Below are 23256 nucleotides of genomic sequence, written 5' to 3'. Positions count from 1 at the left end.
TTTTATAAATTTTCTGAAAATACTTTTATTTCTTTATTCCAAAACCATTTTCTTCATAAGCTCCATATTATGCTGAGCTCCAGAGTGTCCTTGTTCTGCCGCCAGATTAAAGTACTCATATGCCTCTGCATAATTTTGCTCTGCTCCTTCACCATTTATATACATAAAACCCAGAGCAAATTGTGCATCACTATTTCCTTGTTCCGCAGCTGGCTTATAATATTCAAGACTTTTAATGAAGCTTTGTTCTACACCTTTACCATAATAATACATACTACCTGCATAATATTGAGCAATAGGATTCCCTTGCTCAGCGGCAGCCAGATAATACTCAAATGCTTTTGCATAATTCTGTTCTACACCATCACCGTTTTCATATAAAATACCTAAATTAATTTGTGCATCACTATTTCCCTGTTCTGCAGCCAGCTTATAATATTTATATGCCTCCGCATAATCCTGAGCAACACCTTCACCAGTTTTATAAATATATCCTAAAGTAAATTGTGCCTTACTATTACCCTGTTGCGCTGCTAACTGATAGTATTCAATACTTTTAGTATAATTTTGTTCTACGCCTTTTCCATAGTAATATAAATTAGCTAAGTTATACTGGGCAGTAACATCTCCTTGCGCAGCTGCAGCTGAATAATACTCAACCGCCTTTTCATAATTTTGCTCTACACCATAGCCGTTGTAATATAAAAATCCTAATTTACTTTGGGCAATATCAACTCCCTGTGCAGCTGCAGCCAAATAATACTCAGCTGCCTTTTCATAATCCTGCTCTACACCATAACCATCTTCATACAATATACCTAAATTACTCTGAGCATTTGCATTTCCCTGTGCAGCTGCAGCTGAATAATACTTAGCTGCCTTTTCATAATTCTGCTCTACACCATAACCATCACTATACAATATACCCAGATTACATTGAGCGGAAGCATCCCCCTGTGCAGCTGCAGCCGCATAATATTCAGCTGCCTTTTCATAATTCTGCTCTACGCCATAGCCCTCGCTATACAATAAACCTAAATTGAATTGTGCATCGATATTTCCTTGTTCGGCAGCCAATTTATAGTATTTATATGCTTCTACATAATTTTGCTCTGTTCCTTCTCCATCCTCATACATAGCACCCAGAGCAAATTGTGCATTCGCATTTCCCTTTCGAGCCGCTTCCAGAGTACTTAAAAATTTATCTGATTTTTTAGTTTCCATCTTCTTATTATTCCTTTTACAGTAAGCTTTTAAACTTTTTCAGAATATTTTTATCTGCAAATATAAATAACCTCAATCATAGAGATCAATAATAAAAAAGTTATATAGCATTCAGACACAAAGATTTTTGTACTACTTTTTTTATAAATTTTCTGAAAATACTTTTATTTCTTTATTCCAAAACCATTTTCTTGCATAAGCTCCAGATTATGCTGAGCTCCAGAGTGTCCTTGTTCTGCCGCCAGCTTATAGTATTTATATGCCTTTGTATAATTTTGCTCCGTTCCTTCACCATCCTCATACATAAGACCAAGAGCAAATTGTGCATCACTATCTCCCTGTTCCGCAGCTAGCTTATAATATTCAATACTTTTAATATAGCTTTGTTCTACACCTCTACCATAATAGTACATACTACCTGCATAATATTGAGCGATAGGATTTCCTTGCTCAGCGGCAGCCAGATAATACCTAAATGCTTTTTTATAATTCTTTTCTACACCATCACCGTTTTCATATAAAATACCTAAATTAATTTGTGCATCAATATTTCCCTGTTCAGCAGCCAGTCTATAGTATTTATATGCTTCAGTATAATCTTGTGCTGTCCCCTCTCCATCTCTGTACATATTACCCAGATGAAATTGCACATCACTATCACCTTGTTGCACAGCTAATCGATAATACTTAATTGCTTTTGCATAATTCTGTTCTACACCCTTACCCTCATAATACAAAGTGCCTAAATTGATTTGTGCCCTAATATTTCCTTGTTCAGCAGCCAGCTTAAAGTATTTATATGCTTCTGCATAATTTTGCTCTGTTCCCTTACCCTTCTCATACATGATACCCAAAGTAAATTGGGCATCACTATTTCCCTGTTCCGCAGCTGACTTATAATATTCAATACTTTTAATGAAGCTTTGTTCTACACCTTTACCATAATAATACATACTACCTGCATAATATTGAGCGCTAGGATTTCCTTGCCCAGCGGCAGCCTGATAACACTCAAATGCTTTTGCATAATTCTTTTCTACACCATCACCGTTTTGATATAAAATACCTAAATTAACTTGTGCATCACTATTTCCCTGCTTGGCAGCCAGCTTATAGTATTTATATGCTTCTGCATAATTTTGCTCTGTTCCCTTACCTTTCTCATACATGATACCCAGAGTAAATTGAGCATCACTGTCACCCTGTTGCGCAGCCAACTGACAATACTCAAAGCTTTTAGTGTAATTTTGTTCTGTACCTTTACCGAAATAATACAAATCACCTAAGTTATACTGAGCAATAGCATCTCCCTGCTTAGCCGCAGCTGCATAACATTCAAATGCTTTTGCATAATCCTGTTCTACACCATCACCATTTTCATACAATAGACCTAAATTATACTGAGCAATAGCATCTCCCTGTGCAGCTGCAGCTGCATAATATTCAGCTGCCTTTTCATAATTCTGCTCTACTCCATAACTCTCACTATAAAATAAACCTAAATTGACTTGTGCTCCAATGTTTCCCTGTTCGGCAGCCAGCCTATAGTATTTATATGCCTCTGCATAATTTTGTTCTGTTTCTTCTCCGTTCTCATACATAAAACCCAGGTTAAATTGGGCATCCGCATCTCCTTTTTGAGCCGCTTCCAGAGTACTTAAAAATTTATCTGATTTTTTTGTTTCCATATACTTATTATTCCTTTTACAAGATTGCTTTTAAAATATTCTCAATTTATTGTATTTATAAAATACAGATAAACCTAAACGCTGATACCAATAACAAAAATAGTCATCATTTTGTATATCATTAGCAATCATTCTTAATATTTGTATTGAGTATAAACAGTGAATATAAAAAATCTGCTTTTAAAATATCGGATTTCAGACTTTTTTTAAATATCATTAATCATCGAATTAATTCTATTTAATTTTCAATCATACTTTAATACAGTAATGTTTATTCAGCCTGAATACTACGCTTTATTTCTTCCATCAGTTTTAGATTAATCGCTGATAAAATCTACGTGTCCCCGGTTTTTTGTATACCGCGCTTCTTTTGATCAGTTGCCGGGCAATGCGTTTATTTTTTTTCACACTCTGACCATCGGCATACATTATTCCTAAATTGTGCCATGCCTCTGTTTCACCTCGTTTTGCTGCCAAACAAAAGTAATATACTGCTTTCATATAATTCTGCCGTACACCATTTCCTGAGAGAAACATAAGTCCTAACTTATTTAGTGCTCCACTATGTCCTTTTCTGGCGGCTGAATAAAAATAATCCCTTGCTATTTTAAAATTTTGTTTTATACCCTTACCTTCAGCATACATGCATCCCAGTTCATTCTCGGCATTAACATGCTTTTGCGTAGATGCTTGTAAATAATATTTATAAGCATTAATCTTACTCAGTTTTACTCCAAGACCTTTACAATACATCAAACCTAGTTGATATTGTGATTCACTATAGTCTTGTTGCGCAGCTAACTGATGATATTCAAAACTTTTGTTGTAATTTTTTTTTACACCTTTACCATAGCAATATAAATTACCTAAATTACTCTGGGCAACAGCATGTCCCTGTGTAGCTGCTGCTAAATAATACTCTGCTGCCTTTTCATAATTCTGCTCTACACCATAGCCATTTTCATACAATACACCTAAATTACACTGAGCATTTGCATTTCCCTGTACTGCTGCAGCTGAATAATACTCTGCTGCTTTTTCATAATTCTGCTCTCCACCATAGCCATCTTCATACAATATGCCTAAATTATATTGGGCAGAAGCATATCCCTGTGCTGCTGCAGCTGAATAATACTCTGCTGCCTTTTCATAATTCTGCTCTACACCATAGCCATCTTTATACAATATGCCTAAATTACTCTGACCAGCAGCACATCCCTGTTCAGCTGAAGCTGAATAATACTCTGCTGCCTTTTCATAATTCTGTTCTACACCATCACCATCTTCATACAATATACCTAAATTACACTGGGCAGCAGCATCTCCCTGTTCTGCTGCGGCCGAATAATACTCTGCTGCCTTTTCATAATTCTGCTCTACACCATCGCCATTGTGATATAAAAATCCTAAATTACATTGGGCAGCAGCATGTCCCTGTGCTGCTGCAGCTGAATAATATTCTGCCGCCCTTTCATAGCTCTGATCTACACCATCGCCCTTTTCATAGTATAAACCCAAATTAAATTGGGCATTACTATCCCCCTGTTGCGCAGCTAATTTATAATACTCAGCCGCTTTTTCATAGTTCTGCTCTACACCATAACCATTTTCATATAATCTACCTAAATTACACTGGGCAACAGCATCTCCCTGTTCAGCTGCAGCCGAATAATATTCAACCGCCTTTTCACAGCTCTGATCTACACCATCGCCCGTTTCATACAATACACCTAAATTACACTGAGCATTTGCATGTCCCTGTTCAGCTGCTGCTGAATAATACTCTGCTGCCTTTTCATAATTCTGCTCTACACCATCACCATTTTCATACAATATACCTAAATTACACTGGGCATTAGCATATCCCTGTTCAGCTGCAGTTGAATAATATTCAGCTGCCTTTTCATAATTCTGCTCTACACCATCACCATTTTCATACAATCTACCTAAATTACACTGGGCAGCAGCATGTCCCTGTGCTGCTGCAGCTGAATAATACTCTGCTGCCTTTTCATAATTCTGCTCTACACTATCGCCCGTTTCATAGCATACGCCCAAATTAAATTGGGCAGCAGCATCTCCCTGTGCAGCTGCTGCTGAATAATATTCAACTGCCTTTTCATAGCTCTGATCTACACCCTCGCCCTTTTCATAGCATACACCCAAATTAAATTGGGCAGCAGCATCTCCCTGTGCAGCTGCAGCCAAATAATACTCAACCGCCTTTTCATAATTCTGCTCTACACCATAACCATCTTCATACAATCTACCTAATTTATACTGGGCACCAGCATGTTCCTGTTCAGCTGCAGCTGAATAATATTCAGCTGCCTTTTCATAATTCTGCTCTACACCATCGCCCGTTTCATAGCATAAACCCAAATTAAATTGGGCCCTACTATCCCCCTGTTGCGCAGCTAATTTATAGTATTCAAAACTTTTAGTGTAATTTTGTTCTACACCTTTTCCAAAGTAAAATAAATTACCTAAATTACACTGGGCATTTGCATTTCCCTGTTCTGCCGCAGCTAAATAATACTCAGCCGCTTTTTCATAATCCTGCTCTACACCATAACTTTCAGCATACATAACACCCAGAGCAAATTGAGCATAACTATTACCCTGTTGTGCAGCTAAGCGATAATATTCAATACTTTTAATATAATTCCGCTTTATACCTTTTCCGTAAAAATACATATTACCCAGATAATACTGAGATGTAGCATCTCCTTGCTCAGCTGCAACTGAATAATACTCAGCCGCTTTTTCATAATCCTGTTCTACACCTTTACCCTCATAATACATAGTGCCTAAATTGACTTGTGCATCGATATTTCCCTGTTCAGCAGCCAATTTATAGTATTTATATGCCTCTGCATAATCCTGAGCAACCACCTTTCCAACATCATAAATATATCCTAAAGTGCATAGTGCTTCACTAATACCTTGTTGCGCGGCTAATTTATAATATTCAAAGCTTTTAGTGTAATTTTGTTTTGTACCGTAACAATACAAATTACCTAAAAAATACTGTGCAGTAGCATCTCCCTGAGCTGCTGCCGCTGAATAATATGCAAATGCCTTTTCATAATTCTTTTCTACACCTAAGCCGTATTCATACAGATAACCCAATTTGATTTGTGCATCGATATTTCCCTGTTCGGCAGCCAACTTATAGTATTTATATGCCTCTGTATAATCCTGCTCCGTTCCATCTCCATCTTCACACATACCACCCAGAGCAAATTGGGCATCCGCATCTCCTTTTTGAGCCGCTTCCAAAGTACTTAAAAACTTATCTGATTTTTTTGTGTCCATCTTCTCATTACTCATTTTGCAATATCGCTTTTAACTATAAATATTTTATTTTCTATACTAAGTTTTTATAAAATCTTTAAAAATACATCTATTTTTACTCCAGAATTATTTTTATGAATTAGCCCCAGAAAATGCTGAGCCTCAGGAGGTTCTTGCATGACTGCCTGCTGAAAATAATTCTCAGCTTTAGCCATATCCTGAACGACACTTTTACCAACAAAATAAATACAACCTAAAACAAATTGTGCTTCTCTAGATAATGCTCAATATCTTGAATATTATCTTGTTTCAGACTTTTACCATAACAGTACATTTTATCTAAATTAGATAGGGAAAAAATATCTCTTTGTTCAACACCAACTGAATAAGATTCAAAGATTTTTTTGTAATCTTGGTTTACGCCATTGTCGTTTTTATACATAAAATCTAATTCGTTTTGTGCAGAAATATCGCCCGATTCTACTGCCCGCTGGAAATAATTCGCCGCTTTAACAAAATCCTGAGCAACACCCTCACCTGTTTTATAAATACGTCCTAAAATATATAAGGCAGAACTATCACCCTGATCAGCGGCTAACTGATAATATTTAATTGCTTTAATGTAATCTTTTTCTCCTCCCACACCGTAGTAATAAAAATTACCTAAATTAAATTGTGCTGACTCATTCCCCTGCTCGGCAGCCAGCTGATAATATTTACAGCTTTCAGAATAATTTTGCTCTACTCCCTCACCATTCTCATACATAATAGCCAGATCATATTGGGCATCTCTATTGCCTTGTTGCGCAGCTAACTGTAAATATTCAAAACTTTTAGCGTAATTCAGCTCTGTACCTTCACCGCAATAATATAAACAACCTAAATAATACTGTGCGGTAGCATCTCCTTGAGCTGCTGCCGCTGAATAATATTCAAATGCCTTTTCATAATCCTGTTCTACACCTAAGCCGTATTTATACAGATAACCCAATCTGACTTGTGCTTTAGCCTCTCCCTGTTCAGCACCCAACAGATATTCTTTATATCCCTCTTGAAGATTTTTTAAAGCGACTGCATGAAGTTCATATGATTTTTCACGATCCGGTTCTACACCCTGACCATCATAATACATAACACTTAATTCGACTTGTGCATCAATATTTCCCTGCTCAGCAGCCTGCTGATAATATTTGAATGCTTGTTCATAATCTTGTGCGACTCCTATACCATGTTTATACATACCACCCAGAGCAAATTGTGCATCCGCATCTCCTTTTTGAGCCGCTTCCAGAGTACTTAAAAACTTATCTGATTTTTTTGTTTCCATCTTTTCATTACTCATTTTGCAAAATCGATTTATATTATTTTCACAATATTTTTATTTTAAGTTACAAAGAGATTAAATCATACAATCTAATAATTCAAATTATAAAAATAGTTATCCATTTTTCGGTTGTTATTGTCAGCATTAATTTTTAATATCTTTTTATTTACTGCTACATCAGCAGAAACTACATCGGAGCAAATTTAGCTATGCTCATTCCAGAACCTAATTACATAATCTTTTAACTTTAAATAAGCCTAATGAAATTATGCATAAAAAGTAATTTAACTACACCATTGCAGGCAGATGAATTGGTTTACAGTGTTCACAAAATACAGGAAAGTATATTTTAAATGCCAGTTACAGAGATAAATGAAATCAAAAAATACTATCAGGCCTTACTCACAAAAGATCAAAGTTATGTTGGTATTTTTTATGCAGGTGTGAAAACCACCTCAATATTTTGTATCGCAACATGCAGAGCAAAAAAGCCTAAATTAGAAAACACAGAATTTTTTTATACAGTCAAAGAAGCTCTGAATGCAGGTTACCGCCCATGTAAAATTTGCCGACCGACTGAAAATGCCAATGAGGCACCCGAACAGATTATTAATGCCATAAAAATGATTACTCAGAATCCGAAGATAAAAATTTCTGATTCCGTATTAAGAGCACATGAAATCAGTCCGGAAATTGTTCGCCGCTGGTTTAAAAAAAATTATGGAATTACTTTTCAGGCATATCAGAGAATGTACCGGATTAATCAGGCATATCAGGAATTGAAAACCGGTAAAAAAATAATAGATGTCGCTTTCGATAATGGTTATGGATCATTAAGCGGCTTTGGCTATATCTATAAAAAAATTGCTAAAAACTCACCATCCAGCCATTTAAACAACAACATCATACTTATTAACCGGCTGACCACGCCTATAGGTCCGATGTTTGTCTGCGCCACGCAACAGGGAGTCTGTTTGCTGGAATTCGTCGACCGGCGGATGTTAGAAACAGAGTTTAAACAATTACAGCAATTACTGAATGCTACAATTATTTTTGGTGAAAATGAACATATCATTCAGACCAGAATTCAAATTAAGGAATATTTTGAAGGAAAACGAAAATATTTTTCTATTCCACTACATACTCCCGGCACTGATTTTCAACAGGCAGTATGGAATTGTCTCAAACAGATCCCCTACGGAGAACTCACTACCTATAAACAACAGGCAGAAAAACTACATAATCCTCAGGCAGTCCGGGCTGTAGCCAATGCCAATGGTTTTAATCGTATTGCTATTATTATCCCCTGTCACAGAGTAATCGGCTCCAATGGTAAATTAACCGGCTACGGCGGTGGGCTGGAACGTAAAAAATGGCTGATTGACCATGAAAAAAGTAATCTTAAATCATAAAATTGTTTACACATCAGGCTAATATAAAACCAGTAATGCTATTTGAGCGTCAGCATAATGATGATTTACCGTTTATCTGCCTGTAACACAAAAAACAAGTAAACATCATTCTGAAAATATTTTTTAAATAAACGCTTCAAAACCTGATGCATATTTTGTCGGTATAAATTCAATCAGTTCATATTCGGCAATCTGATGAATGTAAAACGGATCTTTAACCATAATTGACTGTGCCGATTCTTTACTGGCCGCCCGGCACAGAATAACTCCGCCGATGCGCGGTACCTGCCGTCCAGAAGCAATAAAATCACCACTATCATAGTGTTCCTGCAAATAATTCAGATGAGCAGGCAAATATTTTTCTACTTCTTCTATCGACTTCAAATAATGCAGTTTAAAAATAAACATGGTATTTATCCCCGATTAATTAAACATATACAGACTTCTTGTCTCTTTTCATCTTAAGGTTATCTTCACGCTTAATCACTCAAATTTGCAAGCCCGAAAACATAAACAATAGTCAGCACATAAACTTCAATATTACAATCATACTATTTATACATGCGCAAACCAATTTAGCATGTCCTATCTTCTTTAAATAAAGTACTGCATGAATTCATATTCTCTTTTCGTAAGCTGTCCGCGCGGGCTAGAAACCATATTAAATCAGGAACTGGTTACCCTGGGCTGTGAGCAAATTCATAATCGTGACGGCGGTATCGCACTTACAGGTGATTTAGCCAGCGTATACAAAATTAATCTGCACAGCCGTGTAGCCAGCCGGGTACTTATCCGTCTGATTACCGGCCACTTTCGCAACGAAAACGAAATTTATCAACTGGCCCGGAAAATCTGCTGGCCTGAATGGTTTGACGTAGATAAAAATTTCAAAATTCATATCGAAGGCAAACAGGCACAAATCAACAGCCTTAATTTTGCTGCCCTCAAAGTAAAAGATGCTATCTGCGATGTATTTCGCGATAAAACCGGCCGCCGCCCCAGTATAGAAAAATTTCGTCCGGATATCCGCATTCATGTCTTTATTGAGAAAAACGAAATATCTGTTTATCTAGACAGCAGTGGTGAAGCCTTATTCAAACGTGGCTACCGCAGTGACACCGGTGAGGCACCATTACGTGAAAATCTGGCAGCCGGTTTACTGTTACTGGTCGGCTATAACGGCAGCCAGCCCTTCATGGATCCTTTTTGCGGCAGTGGTACCCTTGCCATTGAAGCCGCACTGATTACTACCGGCACAGCACCCGGGCTGGAACGTGTTTTCGGCTTTGAAAAGCTGAATAATTATAATGATAATTTATGGCAGCAGCTGCGTCGCGCTGCTCAGGCAGCCATACACCAGCCATCTGCACCGATTTTCGGAGCAGATATTGATAGCAGGCTAATCAGACTGGCTCAGGACAACGCCCGCTATGCCGGTATGGAGCAATATATTCAATGGCAGGTAACTGATGCTCTGGATACCCGTCCGAACGGAAAAAACGGCATCATGATAAGCAATCCGCCTTATGGTGTCCGCCTTTCTGAAATTCAGCTCTTACACGCTTTATATCCTCAATTAGGCAGCTGGCTGAAACAACATTTTGCCGGCTGGCTGATCGGTATGTTCAGCGCCGACCGTGATATGCCCAAACTGATGCGTTTGTCACCAAAACGTAAAATCCCATTGTTTAACGGTAATCTGGATTGCCGCCTGTTCCTGCTGGATATGGTAGCCGGTTCTAATCGACAAAAAGAGCATAAAGCATGACAACTACAGAACAAAACGAAGCTCAGCGTCTGTCAAAGCGCATGGCGCAACTGGGTTTATGCTCACGCCGTGAAGCAGACAGCTATATTGAAAAAGGCTGGGTAAAAGTTAATGGTAAAACCGCCGTACTTGGACAAAAAGTTCTTAATAGTGATCGCATCGACCTCGACCGGCAGGCGCACCGTCAGCAAGCCGAACGCGTTACCATTATACTGAATAAACCAGTAGGTTTTGTCAGCGCGCAGCCGGAAAAAGGTTATCGTGCAGCCGTTGAGCTGATTACCGAAGCCAACCACTGGCAGGAAGACAAAAGCCGGATTCAGTTTCAGCCGGAGCATACACGCCATCTGGCGCCGGCCGGCCGTCTGGATATCGATTCAGTAGGCTTGCTGGTACTCACTCAGGACGGGCGTATTGCCAAACAGCTGATCGGTGAACACAGTGGTATCGAAAAAGAATATCTCGTACGCGTAACCGGCAAACTGAGTGAAAGCGGTCTGGCGCTGCTGAACCACGGATTAAGTCTTGACGGTGAAAAACTGCGGCCGGCTAAAGTCAGCTGGCAAAATCAGGATCAGCTGCGCTTTATACTTAAACAAGGTAAAAAACGCCAAATCAGGCGCATGTGTGAACTGGTAGGCTTACGTGTAACCGGTCTGAAACGGGTACGCATGGGTAAAATCAAACTGGGTGCCCTGCCACCGGGGCAATGGCGTTATTTAAGCCCGCAGGAAAAATTCTGATACTCTGCATCCTGAACGGATATAAATTATATTTAATTGAAAATACTAATAATATCTTTTAACATCAATATTTTCCCAGATACAAGCTGAAGAAATAATATATGCAGCTCAATATGAAAAAAATTTATCTTACCCTGCTGAGTGCCAGCCTGCTATCCGCTTGTGCAACAGAAACATCACAAGTAATCAACACTCCCAAAGTAGCCACTTATCAGCAAGCATATAACGGCATAAAAACTCAGCTGGCTGTAGGGAAGTTTGACAGCCGTGGTAATCTGGGCGGCGGTATTTTCAGCAACAGCAATAATCAGCTTACCAGTCAGGCGAAAACCATTCTGATGACTGATTTACAGCAAACAGGTCGTTTTATTGTTCTGGATCGTACTAATCTGGACGAAATCCGTAATGAAGCCAATATCAACGGTATGCAACAAAAGCTCAAGGGCGCGCGCTACATTGTAACTGGTGATATTTCAGAATTCGGACGTAAAACTATAGGTGATGAACAATTATTCGGCATTCTTGGTCAGGGAAAAACTCAGGTAGCCTATGCCAAAGTTACCCTTAACATCATTGATGTGCAAACAGCAGAAATCGTTTATTCAAGTCAGGGTGCCGGAGAATTCAAACTTTCCACACGCGAAATACTCGGTACCGGCGGCTATGCCAGCTATGACGGAACCCTTAACGGAAAAGTGCTTGATTTAGCCATTCGAGAAGCAGTAAACAATCTGGTTAATGGCATTGAATCAGGACAATGGAATCCTCAGCCTTAACATAAAACCTTTCTGCACACATCAAATCCGAAATGAAAAAAATAATAACAACCGCCATCGCGACCCTGATACTTGCTGTATGCGCTCATCAGAGTCAGTCTGCCACACTTTACTACTGGGGTGATTATCACAAACTGCAATATCAGGCACTGGACGGTAAAGCCTCACTGGAAGAACAGATTGCCGGTATGGAAAAATATTTTATTGATGCCGCCAATCATCACAGTAAGCCGGCACCGGGAGCCCATGCACATCTGGGGATGCTGTATGCACAGGCCGGCAACCGCGCCGGTGCTAAAGCTCAGTTTGAAAAAGAAAAAGCCGCTTTTCCCGAATCAGCAACTTATATGAACTTCCTGTTAAAAAATATTGACAAAGATAAATCATAATGCGCTTTTTCAAATTACTGCTTTCTCTGGCGGTTACTACTTTACTTTTCGCCTGTTCCACCTCTCATTACCAGCCACAGCCGCATGATTACAGCAAATTCCGGCAAAGTGATCCGCATTCTATTCTGGTATTACTGCCCACCAGCTCCTCAGTTGATACAAAAGCACCATATGCTGTATTGGCTCAGACAACACAACCATTAGCTGAATCAGGTTATTATGTTTTTCCTGTAGCTCTGGTTAATGAAACATTTAAAGACAATGGTCTGAATGATGGAGCTGAAATTCAGGCAATAGACATAAACAAAATCAGACAGATTTACAATCCTGATGCCATCCTCTACTTAAACGTAAAAGACTATGGCACAAAATACAAACTAATCAGCAGCGTTACCACAGTTACCGTAGAAGCCAAACTGATAGATGCTAAAAACGGTTCGATTATCTGGAGCGGAGAAAAAAATATCACTATAGATTCCAGTAATAATAGCAACAATGATATTTTTTCACTGATAGTCAATGCCGTGATTACACAGATTTCAAATAAAGTCTCCGATAAAGCTTATATCGTTGCCGGTGCAGTAGATACCGGTTTACTGTCAGCTGAGGAAACTAATGGCATACTCTTCGGACCTTACAACCCCGGATATAAAAAACCGGTTATCCCCGTTGAATCTGTAAATTAACTTACCTCTCTCAATAAAAGCATCTTTACAGACTTACATGCCAATCAATCATTCTGCATTTAAACTGTAAGTACCCAAAAGCCGGAAAGCATCCGGCCAAATAATAAAATGCACCTTTAAAAACGGGTACATGAAACAAAATACCATCAAACCAGCAGATTTTTCCATTGCCATTACCACTGTTTTCACCTAAATTGTTATTAGACAAAACTGCGAAAAGTAAAGTAAACAGTTAAAATAACCAATTTACAGCCTTACCAATTTAACGCCAGCAGAGCGGAACGGAACACGTTTAATGAGCACACAAGCCAGTCAGCGTATACGCGAAATCCCTTATAACTACACCTCTTATTCCGACAGAGAAATAGTCATTCGCCTGCTCGGCAGCCATTCATGGGATTTATTGCAACAACTGCGCGAGCAAAGACGAACCGGTCGCTCAGCACGAATGCTGTTTGAAATACTCGGAGATATCTGGGCAGTTATCCGCAATCCTTACCTGATTGACGACCTGCTCGAACACCAGCACCGCCAGCAGGCACTGGTTAAAGAAATGCGCCATCGCCTCAGCGAAATTCAGAAACGGCGCGACAACAACCAGATGGTCGAGCAGCTGATAAAAAGCACAGAGCAGGCCATCAGCGATTTTGACAGCAGCTTTGGTAAAACCCGCAGCAAACGCGAACAGGTATTCAACCGCCTGCGTAAAATCACCCACAAAGACAACATTATGTTCGATGGGCTGGCGCGCGTTAGCCACGTTACCGATGCTACCGACTGGCGTGTTGAATACCCTTTTGTAGTTATCAACCCGGATCACGAAAAAGAAGTTGCACCGCTTGTACGCGCTTTAATTGAGCTGGAGCTCACCATCATTCCGCGCGGCGGCGGTACCGGCTATACCGGTGGTGCTATTCCAATGGACGCCATGAGCGCCGTAATCAATACCGAAAAACTCGACCAGTATAGCCCGGTTGCCTTACAGCAACTGCCCGGGCTGGAAGGCACTTATCCGGTAATTACCTGCGGTGCCGGAGTGGTTACCCGCCGTGTAGAAGAAGCGGCCAGTGCTGCCGGCTGGGTTTTTGCCGTAGACCCGACATCTGCCGATGCCTGCTGTATCGGCGGCAACGTAGCCATGAATGCCGGCGGTAAAAAAGCCGTATTATGGGGTACCACTCTGGATAATCTGGCGTGGTGGAAAATGGTCAACCCGCAGGGGCAATGGCTGAAAATAGAACGTGTACGCCATAATTTCGGCAAAATCCACGACGAAACCACCGCCATATTTGACATACATACCCTTGATAAAGACGGCTACAGCATTCTTAAAACCGAGCGTCTCGAAGTACCCGGACAGCGTTTCCGCAAAGTAGGTCTGGGTAAAGACGTTACCGATAAATTCCTTGCTGGCGTACCGGGCGTGCAGAAAGAAGGCACAGATGGCATCATCACCTCTGCTGCTTTCGTTTTACACCGCATGCCCAAATACACCCGTACCATCTGTATGGAGTTTTTCGGCACCGTAGCCAATGCCACCCCGTCCATCGTCGAAGTGCGCAACTACATGCTTAACCATAAAACCGTCAAACTGGCGGGGCTGGAGCATCTCGACTGGCGCTACGTGCGCGCCGTAGGTTACGCCACCAAGGCCGCCGGCAAAGGCCGCCCGAAAATGGTATTACTGGCCGACATCGTTTCAGATGATGAAAATGAAGTACAGGCAGCAGCAGCTCATATCGTGCGGCTGGCCAACGCCCGCTGCGGCGAAGGCTTTATCGCCGTTACCCCTGAAGCACGCAAAACTTTCTGGCTCGACCGCTCACGTACGGCCGCCATCGCCCGCCATACCAACGCGTTTAAAATCAATGAAGACGTTGTGATACCTCTTGAACAGCTTGGCAGCTATTCCGACGGTATCGAACGCATCAACATTGAGCTGTCGATTCAGAACAAACTTGCCCTGTGCGCGGCCATCATCGAATATCTGCAAACCAAACTGCCGGTAGATAAACTCGATACCGACCTTTCCAGCGCCGAGCTGCTCGGCTCTCGCAAACAGCATGCCCTTGATTACATCACCGGTATTCAGACCCGCTGGACATGGCTGCTCAACCATCTCGACACACCACTGGCCGACTATATGCAGCAGTTTCCGCAAAAACTCGAAGACAACGAACCGGCTGGCGACCAGAGCTGCTTTATCGCCATGCGTGATTTTCATCTGCGCGTATCCATCAAACGCGACATCATGCAGCCACTGGCCGAAATATTCAGCGGCAAAACCGATACCCTGATACTGGAAAAACTCGACGAAATTCACCGCCATATCATCCGCGGCCGTGTCTTCGTTGCCCTGCATATGCATGCCGGTGACGGCAATGTCCATACCAACATTCCGGTTAATTCCGACGACTACGACATGCTGCAAACTGCTCATCATGCCGTAGACCGCATCATGGCACTGGCGCGCAGCCTTAACGGCGTTATTTCCGGTGAGCACGGCATCGGCATTACCAAAATCGACTACCTGACACAGGCAGAAATGCAGCCCTACTGGGATTACAAACAGCAGGTAGACCCGCACGGCCATTTTAACCGCGGCAAACTGATGCCCGGTGCCAACCTCGACAAAGCCTATACTCCCTCATTTGAGCTGCTGGGCGTAGAATCCCTGATTATGGAACAGTCCGAGCTGGGTAAAATTGCCCACTCCATCAAAGACTGTCTGCGCTGCGGCAAATGTAAACCCGTGTGCAGTACCCATGTACCGCGCGCTAACCTGCTGTACTCACCGCGCAATAAAATTCTGGGTGTCGGTCTGCTTACCGAAGCCTTCCTGTACGAAGAACAAACCCGCCGCGGCGTTTCCCTGAAACATTTTGATGAACTGAACAGCGTGGCCGATCACTGTACCGTGTGCCACCGCTGCATAAAACCCTGTCCGGTAAAAATCGACTTTGGCGACGTCACCGTAGCCATGCGCAACTACCTGCGCAAAGCCGGTAAAAAGAAATTCAATCCTACCGTCTATATGGGCATGGCCTTTCTTAACGCCACCGACCCCAGAACCATCAAAGCCCTGCGTACAGGCGTCGTTAAAGCCGGCTTCAGACTGCAAAACTGGGGCTATGAAATGGGTAAGCACTTTAGCCTCGGCTGGCTGAAGCGCCAGAAAACCGCACCGCGTGCCACCACCGCCAAGCCGGAAATCCGCGAACAGGTAATACATTTTATTAACCGCCCTTTACCGCGCCACGTACCGATTAAAACAGCCCGTGCCCTGCTGAATATCGAAGACAGCACCACCGTACCAATTATCCGCAATCCGCAAATCAGCGATGAAGCCGAAGCTGTTTTCTACTTTCCCGGCTGCGGCTCCGAGCGACTGTTCAGCCAGATAGGTCTCGCTACTCAGGCCATGCTCTGGCATGTGGGCGTCCAAACCGTCTTACCGCCGGGCTATCTGTGCTGCGGCTACCCGCAAACTGCCGGCGGTAATAAAGACAAAGGCGATAAAATCACCATGGACAACCGCGTACTGTTCCATCGTGTAGCCAATACCCTGAACTATCTGGATATCAAAACCGTCGTCGTAAGCTGCGGAACCTGTTACGACCAGCTCAAAGATTATCACTTCGATAAAATTTTCCCCGGCTGCCGTATACTCGATATTCATGAATACCTGCTGGAAAAAGGCCTGAAACTGAACGGCGTAAAAGGCCGTCAGTACCTGTATCACGACCCCTGCCATACCCCGATTAAAACCACCCAGCCGATAAAAGTTGTGAATGAGCTGATGGGGCAGAACGTACCTCTGTCAGACCGCTGCTGCGGTGAATCCGGCATGTTTGCCGTCAGCCGGCCGGATATTGCCACACAGGTACGCTTCCGCAAACAGGAAGAAATCGAAAAAGGCAAAGCCAGGCTGCCTCAGGGCGAACCAGTAAAAATCCTCACCAGCTGCCCCGCCTGCCTGCAAGGCCTGAGCCGTTATACTGATGATGCAAATATCAAGGCTGATTATGTAGTAATTGAAATGGCCAAACATATACTGGGCGAAAACTGGCAGGATGAATTTGTGCAGAAAGCCAGTAACGGAGGGATTGAGCGGGTGTTACTGTAAATAGGATTAAAAAAAGGTTGCTACTTTACTAAGTAGCAACCTTTTTTATTAAGTCTGATTTCTATAGCTGAAAATTAAGCACTAAAATATAAATATTTTATTCATTGGCACTTTAATTAATATGGTTTAGCAGATTAATTTATTCATAATTTATAAAATTCATCAGTTTCGGCAAAACGCACCTCTGGCAATGCATCATTTTTAGCTTCTTCCAGAATATTTTGTAACTCTGTAATCGGTTGACTACTTCGTTTCAGAATATCCCGTGCTAGTTTCACACATCTAGCTCGAATAAAAGAAATTTTGCTTACTTCGTAATTATTACCATCAATAAAATTTATATAATTACACTCATGATAAATTTCTGGTAAATTTTCAATTAAAATATTGATATCATCATCAGTTAGCCAGTTTTGATTCAGCATTTCATTGATAACTGGTAATATATTTACTATACCAATTAATTTTACTGACTCTATATGATTAATCAATTTTTTAATTAACGGACGTATCACTTCTCTATCTGATAGATTCTTTCCCCATTCGAGAATTGCATTAGCGGCATCCGCAACTTTTAACTCATCTTTGCTTTTCAAACTTTTTTTAATAAAATTAATAATCTTTTCCTGCCATTGCAAATTATTTAAAACAAAAGGAATAAATGTTCTAATCCCATAGTATGAAAAATAATTTTTAATATAGAAATTATAAAATTTTTCAAAATTACTCTGATTTAAAAATTTTTCAGGAAAATATTGCACCAAATAATACAAAATATGACTTATTGATATTGTTTTTTTCTTTACATCCCGATTTTTAATATCTAACCTTTTATTTATATCTACATCTTGTCCTATATCATATTCCTGAGCCGTAAAATAATCGAAATAATTCATTATTTTTTTAATCTCAGGTATTAATTCTTTTTTTTGCCATGAAAGTGTATTAAGTAATGTCTTGAGAAAACTAAAATCATCAGAAGGAGGTACAGTAAATACTTTATCTATAATTAAACTGTATACTTGTTCCATATTTTTTTCAGGTGGCAAATTTAGCAAAACATCGAGATAAAGGTTATTTTTATCAAGTAAATTTTGATAATCAGAATTTTTGTCATATAAATTTAGAATTAATTGTTTTTTTTCATGTTCATAAAGAAATTTTTTATTAATCAAAGGAAGAATACGATTTACTATTTTAAAATTGATTTCAGATTGATAGTTTATACTTTTAATAAGTCCATCAATTACATAATCAAGTTTTTTATCAGTTTTACGTTTTCCGGGATACTGAATTATTGGATTCAACCCTTCATCCTGTACAGGAAACTGTAATGCATCTGTAAGAAGTTCATGGTGTTGCTTAATAGGAATACTTTGCAATGAATAATTTAATAAATCAGTTATTGATTTTGTAAACTCTGGAAATATATATCCTTTACTTTTACCTAAATTTAAAGCTAATTTATAATATTTTATTGCTTCTTCCGATGAAAGCCGAATCTGAAATCTGGCCAAAACTTTAATAAATATTATTATACGGTCGATATAATATTCTATTTTGGTGTTAGTATCAAATTCATTATCTACTTTATTCCGCCAATACATTACTGCTTTGTAACAGTTTTTGACAATTTTATTTACCTGATCATCAGGTAATTGAGCAATTGTTATTCTATTAAATACTTTGTTTAATTGGTCAAATTTATCGATATCACCAATTTGTGTTAGTAATAAAAGTTTTTTCCAATAATCTGTTTCAATAAATTTAGCTATATCAATAGCAATATTTATATTATTCCTATTATTTGCCCATTGAACAGGTAAACCAACAATGTTAGAAATATTATCAAACAAAATTGCCGGGGAAATATTCATAAAATATAAAAACTCTTTTCTTAAAAAATTCTCTTTCAATTTCCCAGGATTAAAAGATGCTTCAACAATGGGTTCTTTTTGAAATTCAATATACTCTGATATATTTTCTCTTAGGGAATATATTATGTCATATGGATTACAATTCTGCTGACTATATTTTGAGATAGAGAAATCTGGCTCTTTGAGATAATAAACCACAAAATCTTTTATGCTTTTATGCATATGAGCCCATGCTAATCTTGATAAAATAAAAATTGAATTTCTTTCATTACGATAGTCTAGTGCAAGTTCTGTATAAGCTTCTTCAATTAAATCGGCACTTTCTTTATGACGAAACATTTCCGATAATATAAATGCTTTTCTTAGTTTCCAGATTGAATCTTTCCCCTGAATTCTATCTACTAATTCTTCCATCAACGAATAATTTAATTCATCCCGCGCTACAAGAACTCGATGGTAATAAAGTTCAACAATTCCTTGATTCAAATATTTACCATGTTCTGTTAAAATTTTAGTAGTTTTATCTATAATTTCTTGCTGGTCAGAATTTTCTTTTGTGAACCGAGTACTTTTAAGTAAATACAAAGCTATTTCTAATTGCTGTTTTACAGATAAACCACTATTAACATTAGGTTCACAGATTGCCAATAACATTTTTTGGAAATCTGAGTTGATATTATAATAAAAAATGATCCCATATCTCCAAACTAATTCATATAGCAGCTTGTTTTTCATTGTATATTCTAATTCAGGAATCAAATCTTCAAACATAAGACAACGCATTAATTGATAAAATATTTGAATCCTTAATGAATTTGGACAAATAATCCATTTCGGATATGATTCTCTATCCTTAATTAAAGCGGAAAGTATATTATCCGGTTTTATTAATTCTTCTGACTCTGTTAATTCTATTAATTCTATTTCTATTTCTTCTTCCTTTATTTTAGTAAAAATATATTGCATGCTAATCTTCTCAAAATGTTCAGGAGACCAATCCCAGACTTTCTTTACCTTTAAATTTGACAATTGTGTTAAAAACGATTCAATTGCCGTTTTATGCCTTAAATCTTCATCATCGATATCCTTAACAAGCTCAAATAAATCAATAGGTGCTACATTCAAACTTTCCAGATACTTACGTTTAGCAGAAGATAAATTCAATGCTCCTACCAGATAAATACGTCGCGCATTGCTTTGAAGATTATCCCTTACCCAGCCTATCCATTGGAGAAAATTCGGATCATCACCGGAAAAGCCTATCAGGCATAATTCGTTTTCTACAAACACCTGCCGGACAAAATTAACAAAAATGCCGTATTTCTGCGGATAATGACGGTAATCTTCCTGGGTAAAAATCAAATCGCTACTGAGATTAATTGTGCCATGTAATTTTACAATGCGGGGAGAATGACAACAGGCTAAATCCTCCTGTTTATTGACTACATCATAGATAGGTTCATGTATATCTCTGGCCGCACGTTCCAGCAATGTGTCCCAGTTTGTGGTTAATACTTCAGTCCAGGGTAAGGTTAATAACTGCTGATAAAGCTCTGCCGGCTGCCATATTTCATCATCAATTTCATTTTTCAATAAATCATACAGTGTCTGCTTACCAAAGTAATCCTGATACATTTGTGCCAGACGTAAAGCATCTGTATGCTCCTCCTCTCCAAGTTCTTCAGCAATTTTTTTAGCCAAATTTGCCCAGATTGGCATTTTCTTATTGATATCCTGTGTAGTAGCAGCACTGCGGCTAAAGCCCGCACCAACCATAATGGCTACCCCATGACCATCATCTTCACTCTGCCACAATGCCTGTGCCAGCTTTTGAATTAAGGGATAATCAGTTATTTTGGTAATATCTCTTTCGGTCATAGTCTGTTTCCCCCCTGAGAAATCAATTAATACATTGAGAAACCATGTTGGACATTTTCTGTTAAGTGAATTTACTGCTAGTTCAGCAAAATAGCTGCTGTAAATTTCAAAACTGACTTAATCAAACAAACACGGCTTATCTATAGTGTAATCAGCATCAATAAAGTATAATTTTACTCTAAAAAACACTGTTATAGCTGTTCATATCCCTATTCCGGCTGCTTGAATTTAATATGGGTTAGCGGAAGATAAAAAATAATTTCCAGCTTGCATAAACAAGCTTAGTTTAAAAAAATTAAGCGTCGCAATCAAACTGGTTATTAGTAAAAATCCTCGGTGTTATACTAAAATCCTGATTAACATCCGCTTAAAAATCATCATTATAGTTAAATACTGCCTTATGCAATAATTTAAGCAACTGATGCTTTGGCAGTATTAATCTTCTGCTGGTTTCCAGCTTAACTATATTTTGATTTAATGTCTGGATTAATCGACCCATTTCTGGAATTAACGATGACATGGGGCTGCTCATATGCCCTGAATACGTTCGGTTTGCTCAATGAGAGCAAATAGGAATGATAGTATTTTTTACATTATCAATATAGGATTCGATACTTGCGGGCGTTTCAGAAATGATTAAAGTCGAAAAGATATTATCTGACTCTTCTTTATTATAAGAGTTAGCCACATCTTTTTGCTCAGTAAATTTCCTAATACGCTAAATAATTTATTGCTGCAAATAAGTAACAGACGGTTCAAATAATTTTTTTGATAGAAAAATTTTGTTAATTGAATGTCATCGTGTTACTTAATGTTTTAATAGCTATAGTGTTAATGCTAATCGGACTGATTCTGGACGACTCTGGTTGCCAAAAATGCGGCAAAAAAAGCGATCACAACAGAACCAGTGATTATGACAAAATATCCCCACTTTTGAGCAAAATAAAAACTTAAGGATGCAACAATTAAATCAAAGCCCCACAAAATTGCCATCTGAGCATTGGTGGCTGTAGTCGGTGCTACACTACTGGCAGCATTATCCAAAATAATGGTATGTAGGCAGGTACGAACAAACTGCAAACTAACAAAGTACGGGAAAAATGAAAAATAAACTAACAAGGCATTATTATGACCAAGCGAGATAGGGATAAATGACAATAAACAGCAAGCATAGAATATAATAGAAAACGACAAGCTTTGTTTCCGGGTCAATTTTCTAAGCTGACGATTACCAACGCAAACAGTTATCACCAAAATCATCGTACCGAATAATTTTAGCAAAAGGGCAGTATTAGCTAACGACCAGCCACTATCAAGCAGCGCTAGAGGCATCAGATTATAAGAGGGAGAAATGCCAAAAGGGATAATAACCAGCAAAGCACACCAGCTTTTCTTTCCCTTCCAGACTGAAACAATATTTTTCCAATAATTTTTGTCAGTAGTCTCAGAAATACGACTGTTTTTACTGAACTTATACTCATTAAAAAACCATATTTGCCTCCATGGAAATAAAAATGCCAAAAACCCAGAGAGAAAAATTATGCAGACACTCCAGCTTGTGTAAGAATATAGCACCAACACAATGGCCCCACCGATAATATTGCCGTACATAAAACCGCTAACATCTAGACTAGCAATAAGATCTCTCTCATGCTCTTCAGAAATGTTGCTGGTTAAGTTTGCCAACGCCAAATCTTGCGTGAGGATAATAAATGAAAAAAATAAAATGGCCAACAAAACTAATAAATAATTATTAACCGGATCAATAAAAGCAATCGCAAATAAACCCAATATCATCAAAAATTGCGCAATCAACAGCCAGTTCCGATAATGGCCTGAAGATGTTTTTAAATATTTATCAATAAACGGCGCCCATAACACTTTAAAGCTAAGTGGCAAAGACATGAGTGGAATAAGGCTTAATTTATCCAGCGCAATACCTTTATTGCGTAAAATTAAAAACAAACCACTAGCCAAAAATCCAGAGCCAATATACCTCGTGTAATATAAAGTAAAAAATAATTTCTGAATCTGTTTGGGGATGTTTTTGATCTCTTTATGGGACATT

The 23256-nt window shown here is 39.1% G+C and carries 15 protein-coding genes; 7 read left to right on the top strand and 8 right to left on the bottom strand.

Annotated features, from left to right (window positions below):
- Positions 1-33: 33 nt before the first annotated feature.
- The 5 genes from H3T75_RS02180 to H3T75_RS02165 form a co-directional block, all read right to left on the bottom strand.
- Complete coding sequence (locus H3T75_RS02180; RefSeq protein WP_198210886.1) at positions 34-1224, bottom strand: SEL1-like repeat protein; 1191 nt, start codon at positions 1222-1224, stop codon at positions 34-36.
- Between the two features lie 164 nt (positions 1225-1388).
- Positions 1389-2912, bottom strand: a complete 1524-nt coding sequence (locus H3T75_RS02175; protein WP_198210885.1) for an SEL1-like repeat protein — start codon at positions 2910-2912, stop codon at positions 1389-1391.
- 312 nt (positions 2913-3224) lie between these two features.
- On the bottom strand, positions 3225-6230 hold the full coding sequence (locus tag H3T75_RS02170; RefSeq protein WP_198210884.1) for a tetratricopeptide repeat protein: 3006 nt from the start codon (positions 6228-6230) through the stop codon (positions 3225-3227).
- A 65-nt stretch (positions 6231-6295) separates the two neighbouring features.
- Positions 6296-6424, bottom strand: a complete 129-nt coding sequence (locus tag H3T75_RS10945) for a hypothetical protein (RefSeq protein ID WP_255517918.1) — start codon at positions 6422-6424, stop codon at positions 6296-6298.
- 38 nt (positions 6425-6462) lie between these two features.
- The gene (locus tag H3T75_RS02165; RefSeq protein WP_198210883.1) at positions 6463-7536 is read right to left on the bottom strand and encodes a tetratricopeptide repeat protein; all 1074 of its coding nucleotides are present in this window, start codon (positions 7534-7536) and stop codon (positions 6463-6465) included.
- A 350-nt stretch (positions 7537-7886) separates the two neighbouring features.
- On the opposite strand from H3T75_RS02165, the gene H3T75_RS02160 reads away from it, so the two are divergent.
- Positions 7887-8945, top strand: a complete 1059-nt coding sequence (locus H3T75_RS02160) for a bifunctional transcriptional activator/DNA repair enzyme AdaA (protein ID WP_025331094.1) — start codon at positions 7887-7889, stop codon at positions 8943-8945.
- A 123-nt stretch (positions 8946-9068) separates the two neighbouring features.
- Here the strand turns inward: H3T75_RS02160 and H3T75_RS02155 are convergent, their stop codons facing one another.
- Positions 9069-9353, bottom strand: coding sequence for a YciI family protein (locus tag H3T75_RS02155; RefSeq protein WP_037391720.1), 285 nt, complete (start codon positions 9351-9353; stop codon positions 9069-9071).
- Positions 9354-9555: 202 nt separating this feature from the next.
- Here H3T75_RS02155 and H3T75_RS02150 point away from each other — a divergent pair, with 202 nt between their 5' ends.
- From H3T75_RS02150 to H3T75_RS02125, 6 genes are all read left to right on the top strand, one after another.
- Positions 9556-10713, top strand: a complete 1158-nt coding sequence (locus H3T75_RS02150; RefSeq protein ID WP_198210882.1) for a class I SAM-dependent RNA methyltransferase — start codon at positions 9556-9558, stop codon at positions 10711-10713.
- Positions 10710-11456, top strand: coding sequence for a pseudouridine synthase (locus H3T75_RS02145; protein WP_198210881.1), 747 nt, complete (start codon positions 10710-10712; stop codon positions 11454-11456). The genes H3T75_RS02150 and H3T75_RS02145 overlap by 4 nt, the downstream gene beginning before the upstream one ends.
- Before the next feature lie 113 nt (positions 11457-11569).
- Positions 11570-12232 (top strand): CsgG/HfaB family protein, encoded by a 663-nt coding sequence (locus H3T75_RS02140; protein WP_025331098.1) that lies wholly within the window; start codon positions 11570-11572, stop codon positions 12230-12232.
- Between the two features lie 32 nt (positions 12233-12264).
- On the top strand, positions 12265-12621 hold the full coding sequence (locus H3T75_RS02135; RefSeq protein WP_041880789.1) for a DUF4810 domain-containing protein: 357 nt from the start codon (positions 12265-12267) through the stop codon (positions 12619-12621).
- Entirely contained in the window at positions 12621-13307 is a 687-nt protein-coding gene (locus tag H3T75_RS02130; protein ID WP_198210880.1) for a GNA1162 family protein, read from the top strand. Before H3T75_RS02135 ends, H3T75_RS02130 begins: the two co-directional genes overlap by 1 nt.
- A gap of 295 nt (positions 13308-13602) precedes the next feature.
- Positions 13603-17433, top strand: coding sequence for a DUF3683 domain-containing protein (locus H3T75_RS02125; RefSeq protein ID WP_198210879.1), 3831 nt, complete (start codon positions 13603-13605; stop codon positions 17431-17433).
- 143 nt (positions 17434-17576) lie between these two features.
- On the opposite strand, the gene H3T75_RS02120 is transcribed toward H3T75_RS02125, so the two are convergent.
- Complete coding sequence (locus H3T75_RS02120; RefSeq protein WP_198210878.1) at positions 17577-21188, bottom strand: SIR2 family protein; 3612 nt, start codon at positions 21186-21188, stop codon at positions 17577-17579.
- Positions 21189-22025: 837 nt separating this feature from the next.
- Entirely contained in the window at positions 22026-23255 is a 1230-nt protein-coding gene (locus tag H3T75_RS02115) for an MFS transporter (protein ID WP_084551995.1), read from the bottom strand.
- Between the last annotated feature and the right edge of the window lies 1 nt (position 23256).

Origin of the sequence: Snodgrassella sp. W8135, assembly GCF_016101225.1 — a bacterium.
GTDB lineage: Bacteria > Pseudomonadota > Gammaproteobacteria > Burkholderiales > Neisseriaceae > Snodgrassella > Snodgrassella alvi.
The sequence above is the reverse complement of the archived record's forward strand: the minus strand, read 5'-3'. Positions and strand labels throughout refer to the sequence as shown.

Excerpts from the sequence above, each read along its gene's own strand:
- H3T75_RS02180 (WP_198210886.1), bottom strand. The coding sequence starts at position 1,224 with ATGGAAACTAAAAAATCAGATAAATTTTTAAGTACTCTGGAAGCGGCT.
- H3T75_RS02175 (WP_198210885.1), bottom strand. The coding sequence starts at position 2,912 with ATGGAAACAAAAAAATCAGATAAATTTTTAAGTACTCTGGAAGCGGCT.
- H3T75_RS02170 (WP_198210884.1), bottom strand. The coding sequence starts at position 6,230 with ATGGACACAAAAAAATCAGATAAGTTTTTAAGTACTTTGGAAGCGGCT.
- H3T75_RS10945 (WP_255517918.1), bottom strand. The coding sequence starts at position 6,424 with ATGGCTAAAGCTGAGAATTATTTTCAGCAGGCAGTCATGCAAGAACCT.
- H3T75_RS02165 (WP_198210883.1), bottom strand. The coding sequence starts at position 7,536 with ATGGAAACAAAAAAATCAGATAAGTTTTTAAGTACTCTGGAAGCGGCT.
- H3T75_RS02160 (WP_025331094.1), top strand. The coding sequence starts at position 7,887 with ATGCCAGTTACAGAGATAAATGAAATCAAAAAATACTATCAGGCCTTA.
- H3T75_RS02155 (WP_037391720.1), bottom strand. The coding sequence starts at position 9,353 with ATGTTTATTTTTAAACTGCATTATTTGAAGTCGATAGAAGAAGTAGAA.
- H3T75_RS02150 (WP_198210882.1), top strand. The coding sequence starts at position 9,556 with ATGAATTCATATTCTCTTTTCGTAAGCTGTCCGCGCGGGCTAGAAACC.
- H3T75_RS02145 (WP_198210881.1), top strand. The coding sequence starts at position 10,710 with ATGACAACTACAGAACAAAACGAAGCTCAGCGTCTGTCAAAGCGCATG.
- H3T75_RS02140 (WP_025331098.1), top strand. The coding sequence starts at position 11,570 with ATGAAAAAAATTTATCTTACCCTGCTGAGTGCCAGCCTGCTATCCGCT.
- H3T75_RS02135 (WP_041880789.1), top strand. The coding sequence starts at position 12,265 with ATGAAAAAAATAATAACAACCGCCATCGCGACCCTGATACTTGCTGTA.
- H3T75_RS02130 (WP_198210880.1), top strand. The coding sequence starts at position 12,621 with ATGCGCTTTTTCAAATTACTGCTTTCTCTGGCGGTTACTACTTTACTT.
- H3T75_RS02125 (WP_198210879.1), top strand. The coding sequence starts at position 13,603 with ATGAGCACACAAGCCAGTCAGCGTATACGCGAAATCCCTTATAACTAC.
- H3T75_RS02120 (WP_198210878.1), bottom strand. The coding sequence starts at position 21,188 with ATGACCGAAAGAGATATTACCAAAATAACTGATTATCCCTTAATTCAA.
- H3T75_RS02115 (WP_084551995.1), bottom strand. The coding sequence starts at position 23,255 with ATGTCCCATAAAGAGATCAAAAACATCCCCAAACAGATTCAGAAATTA.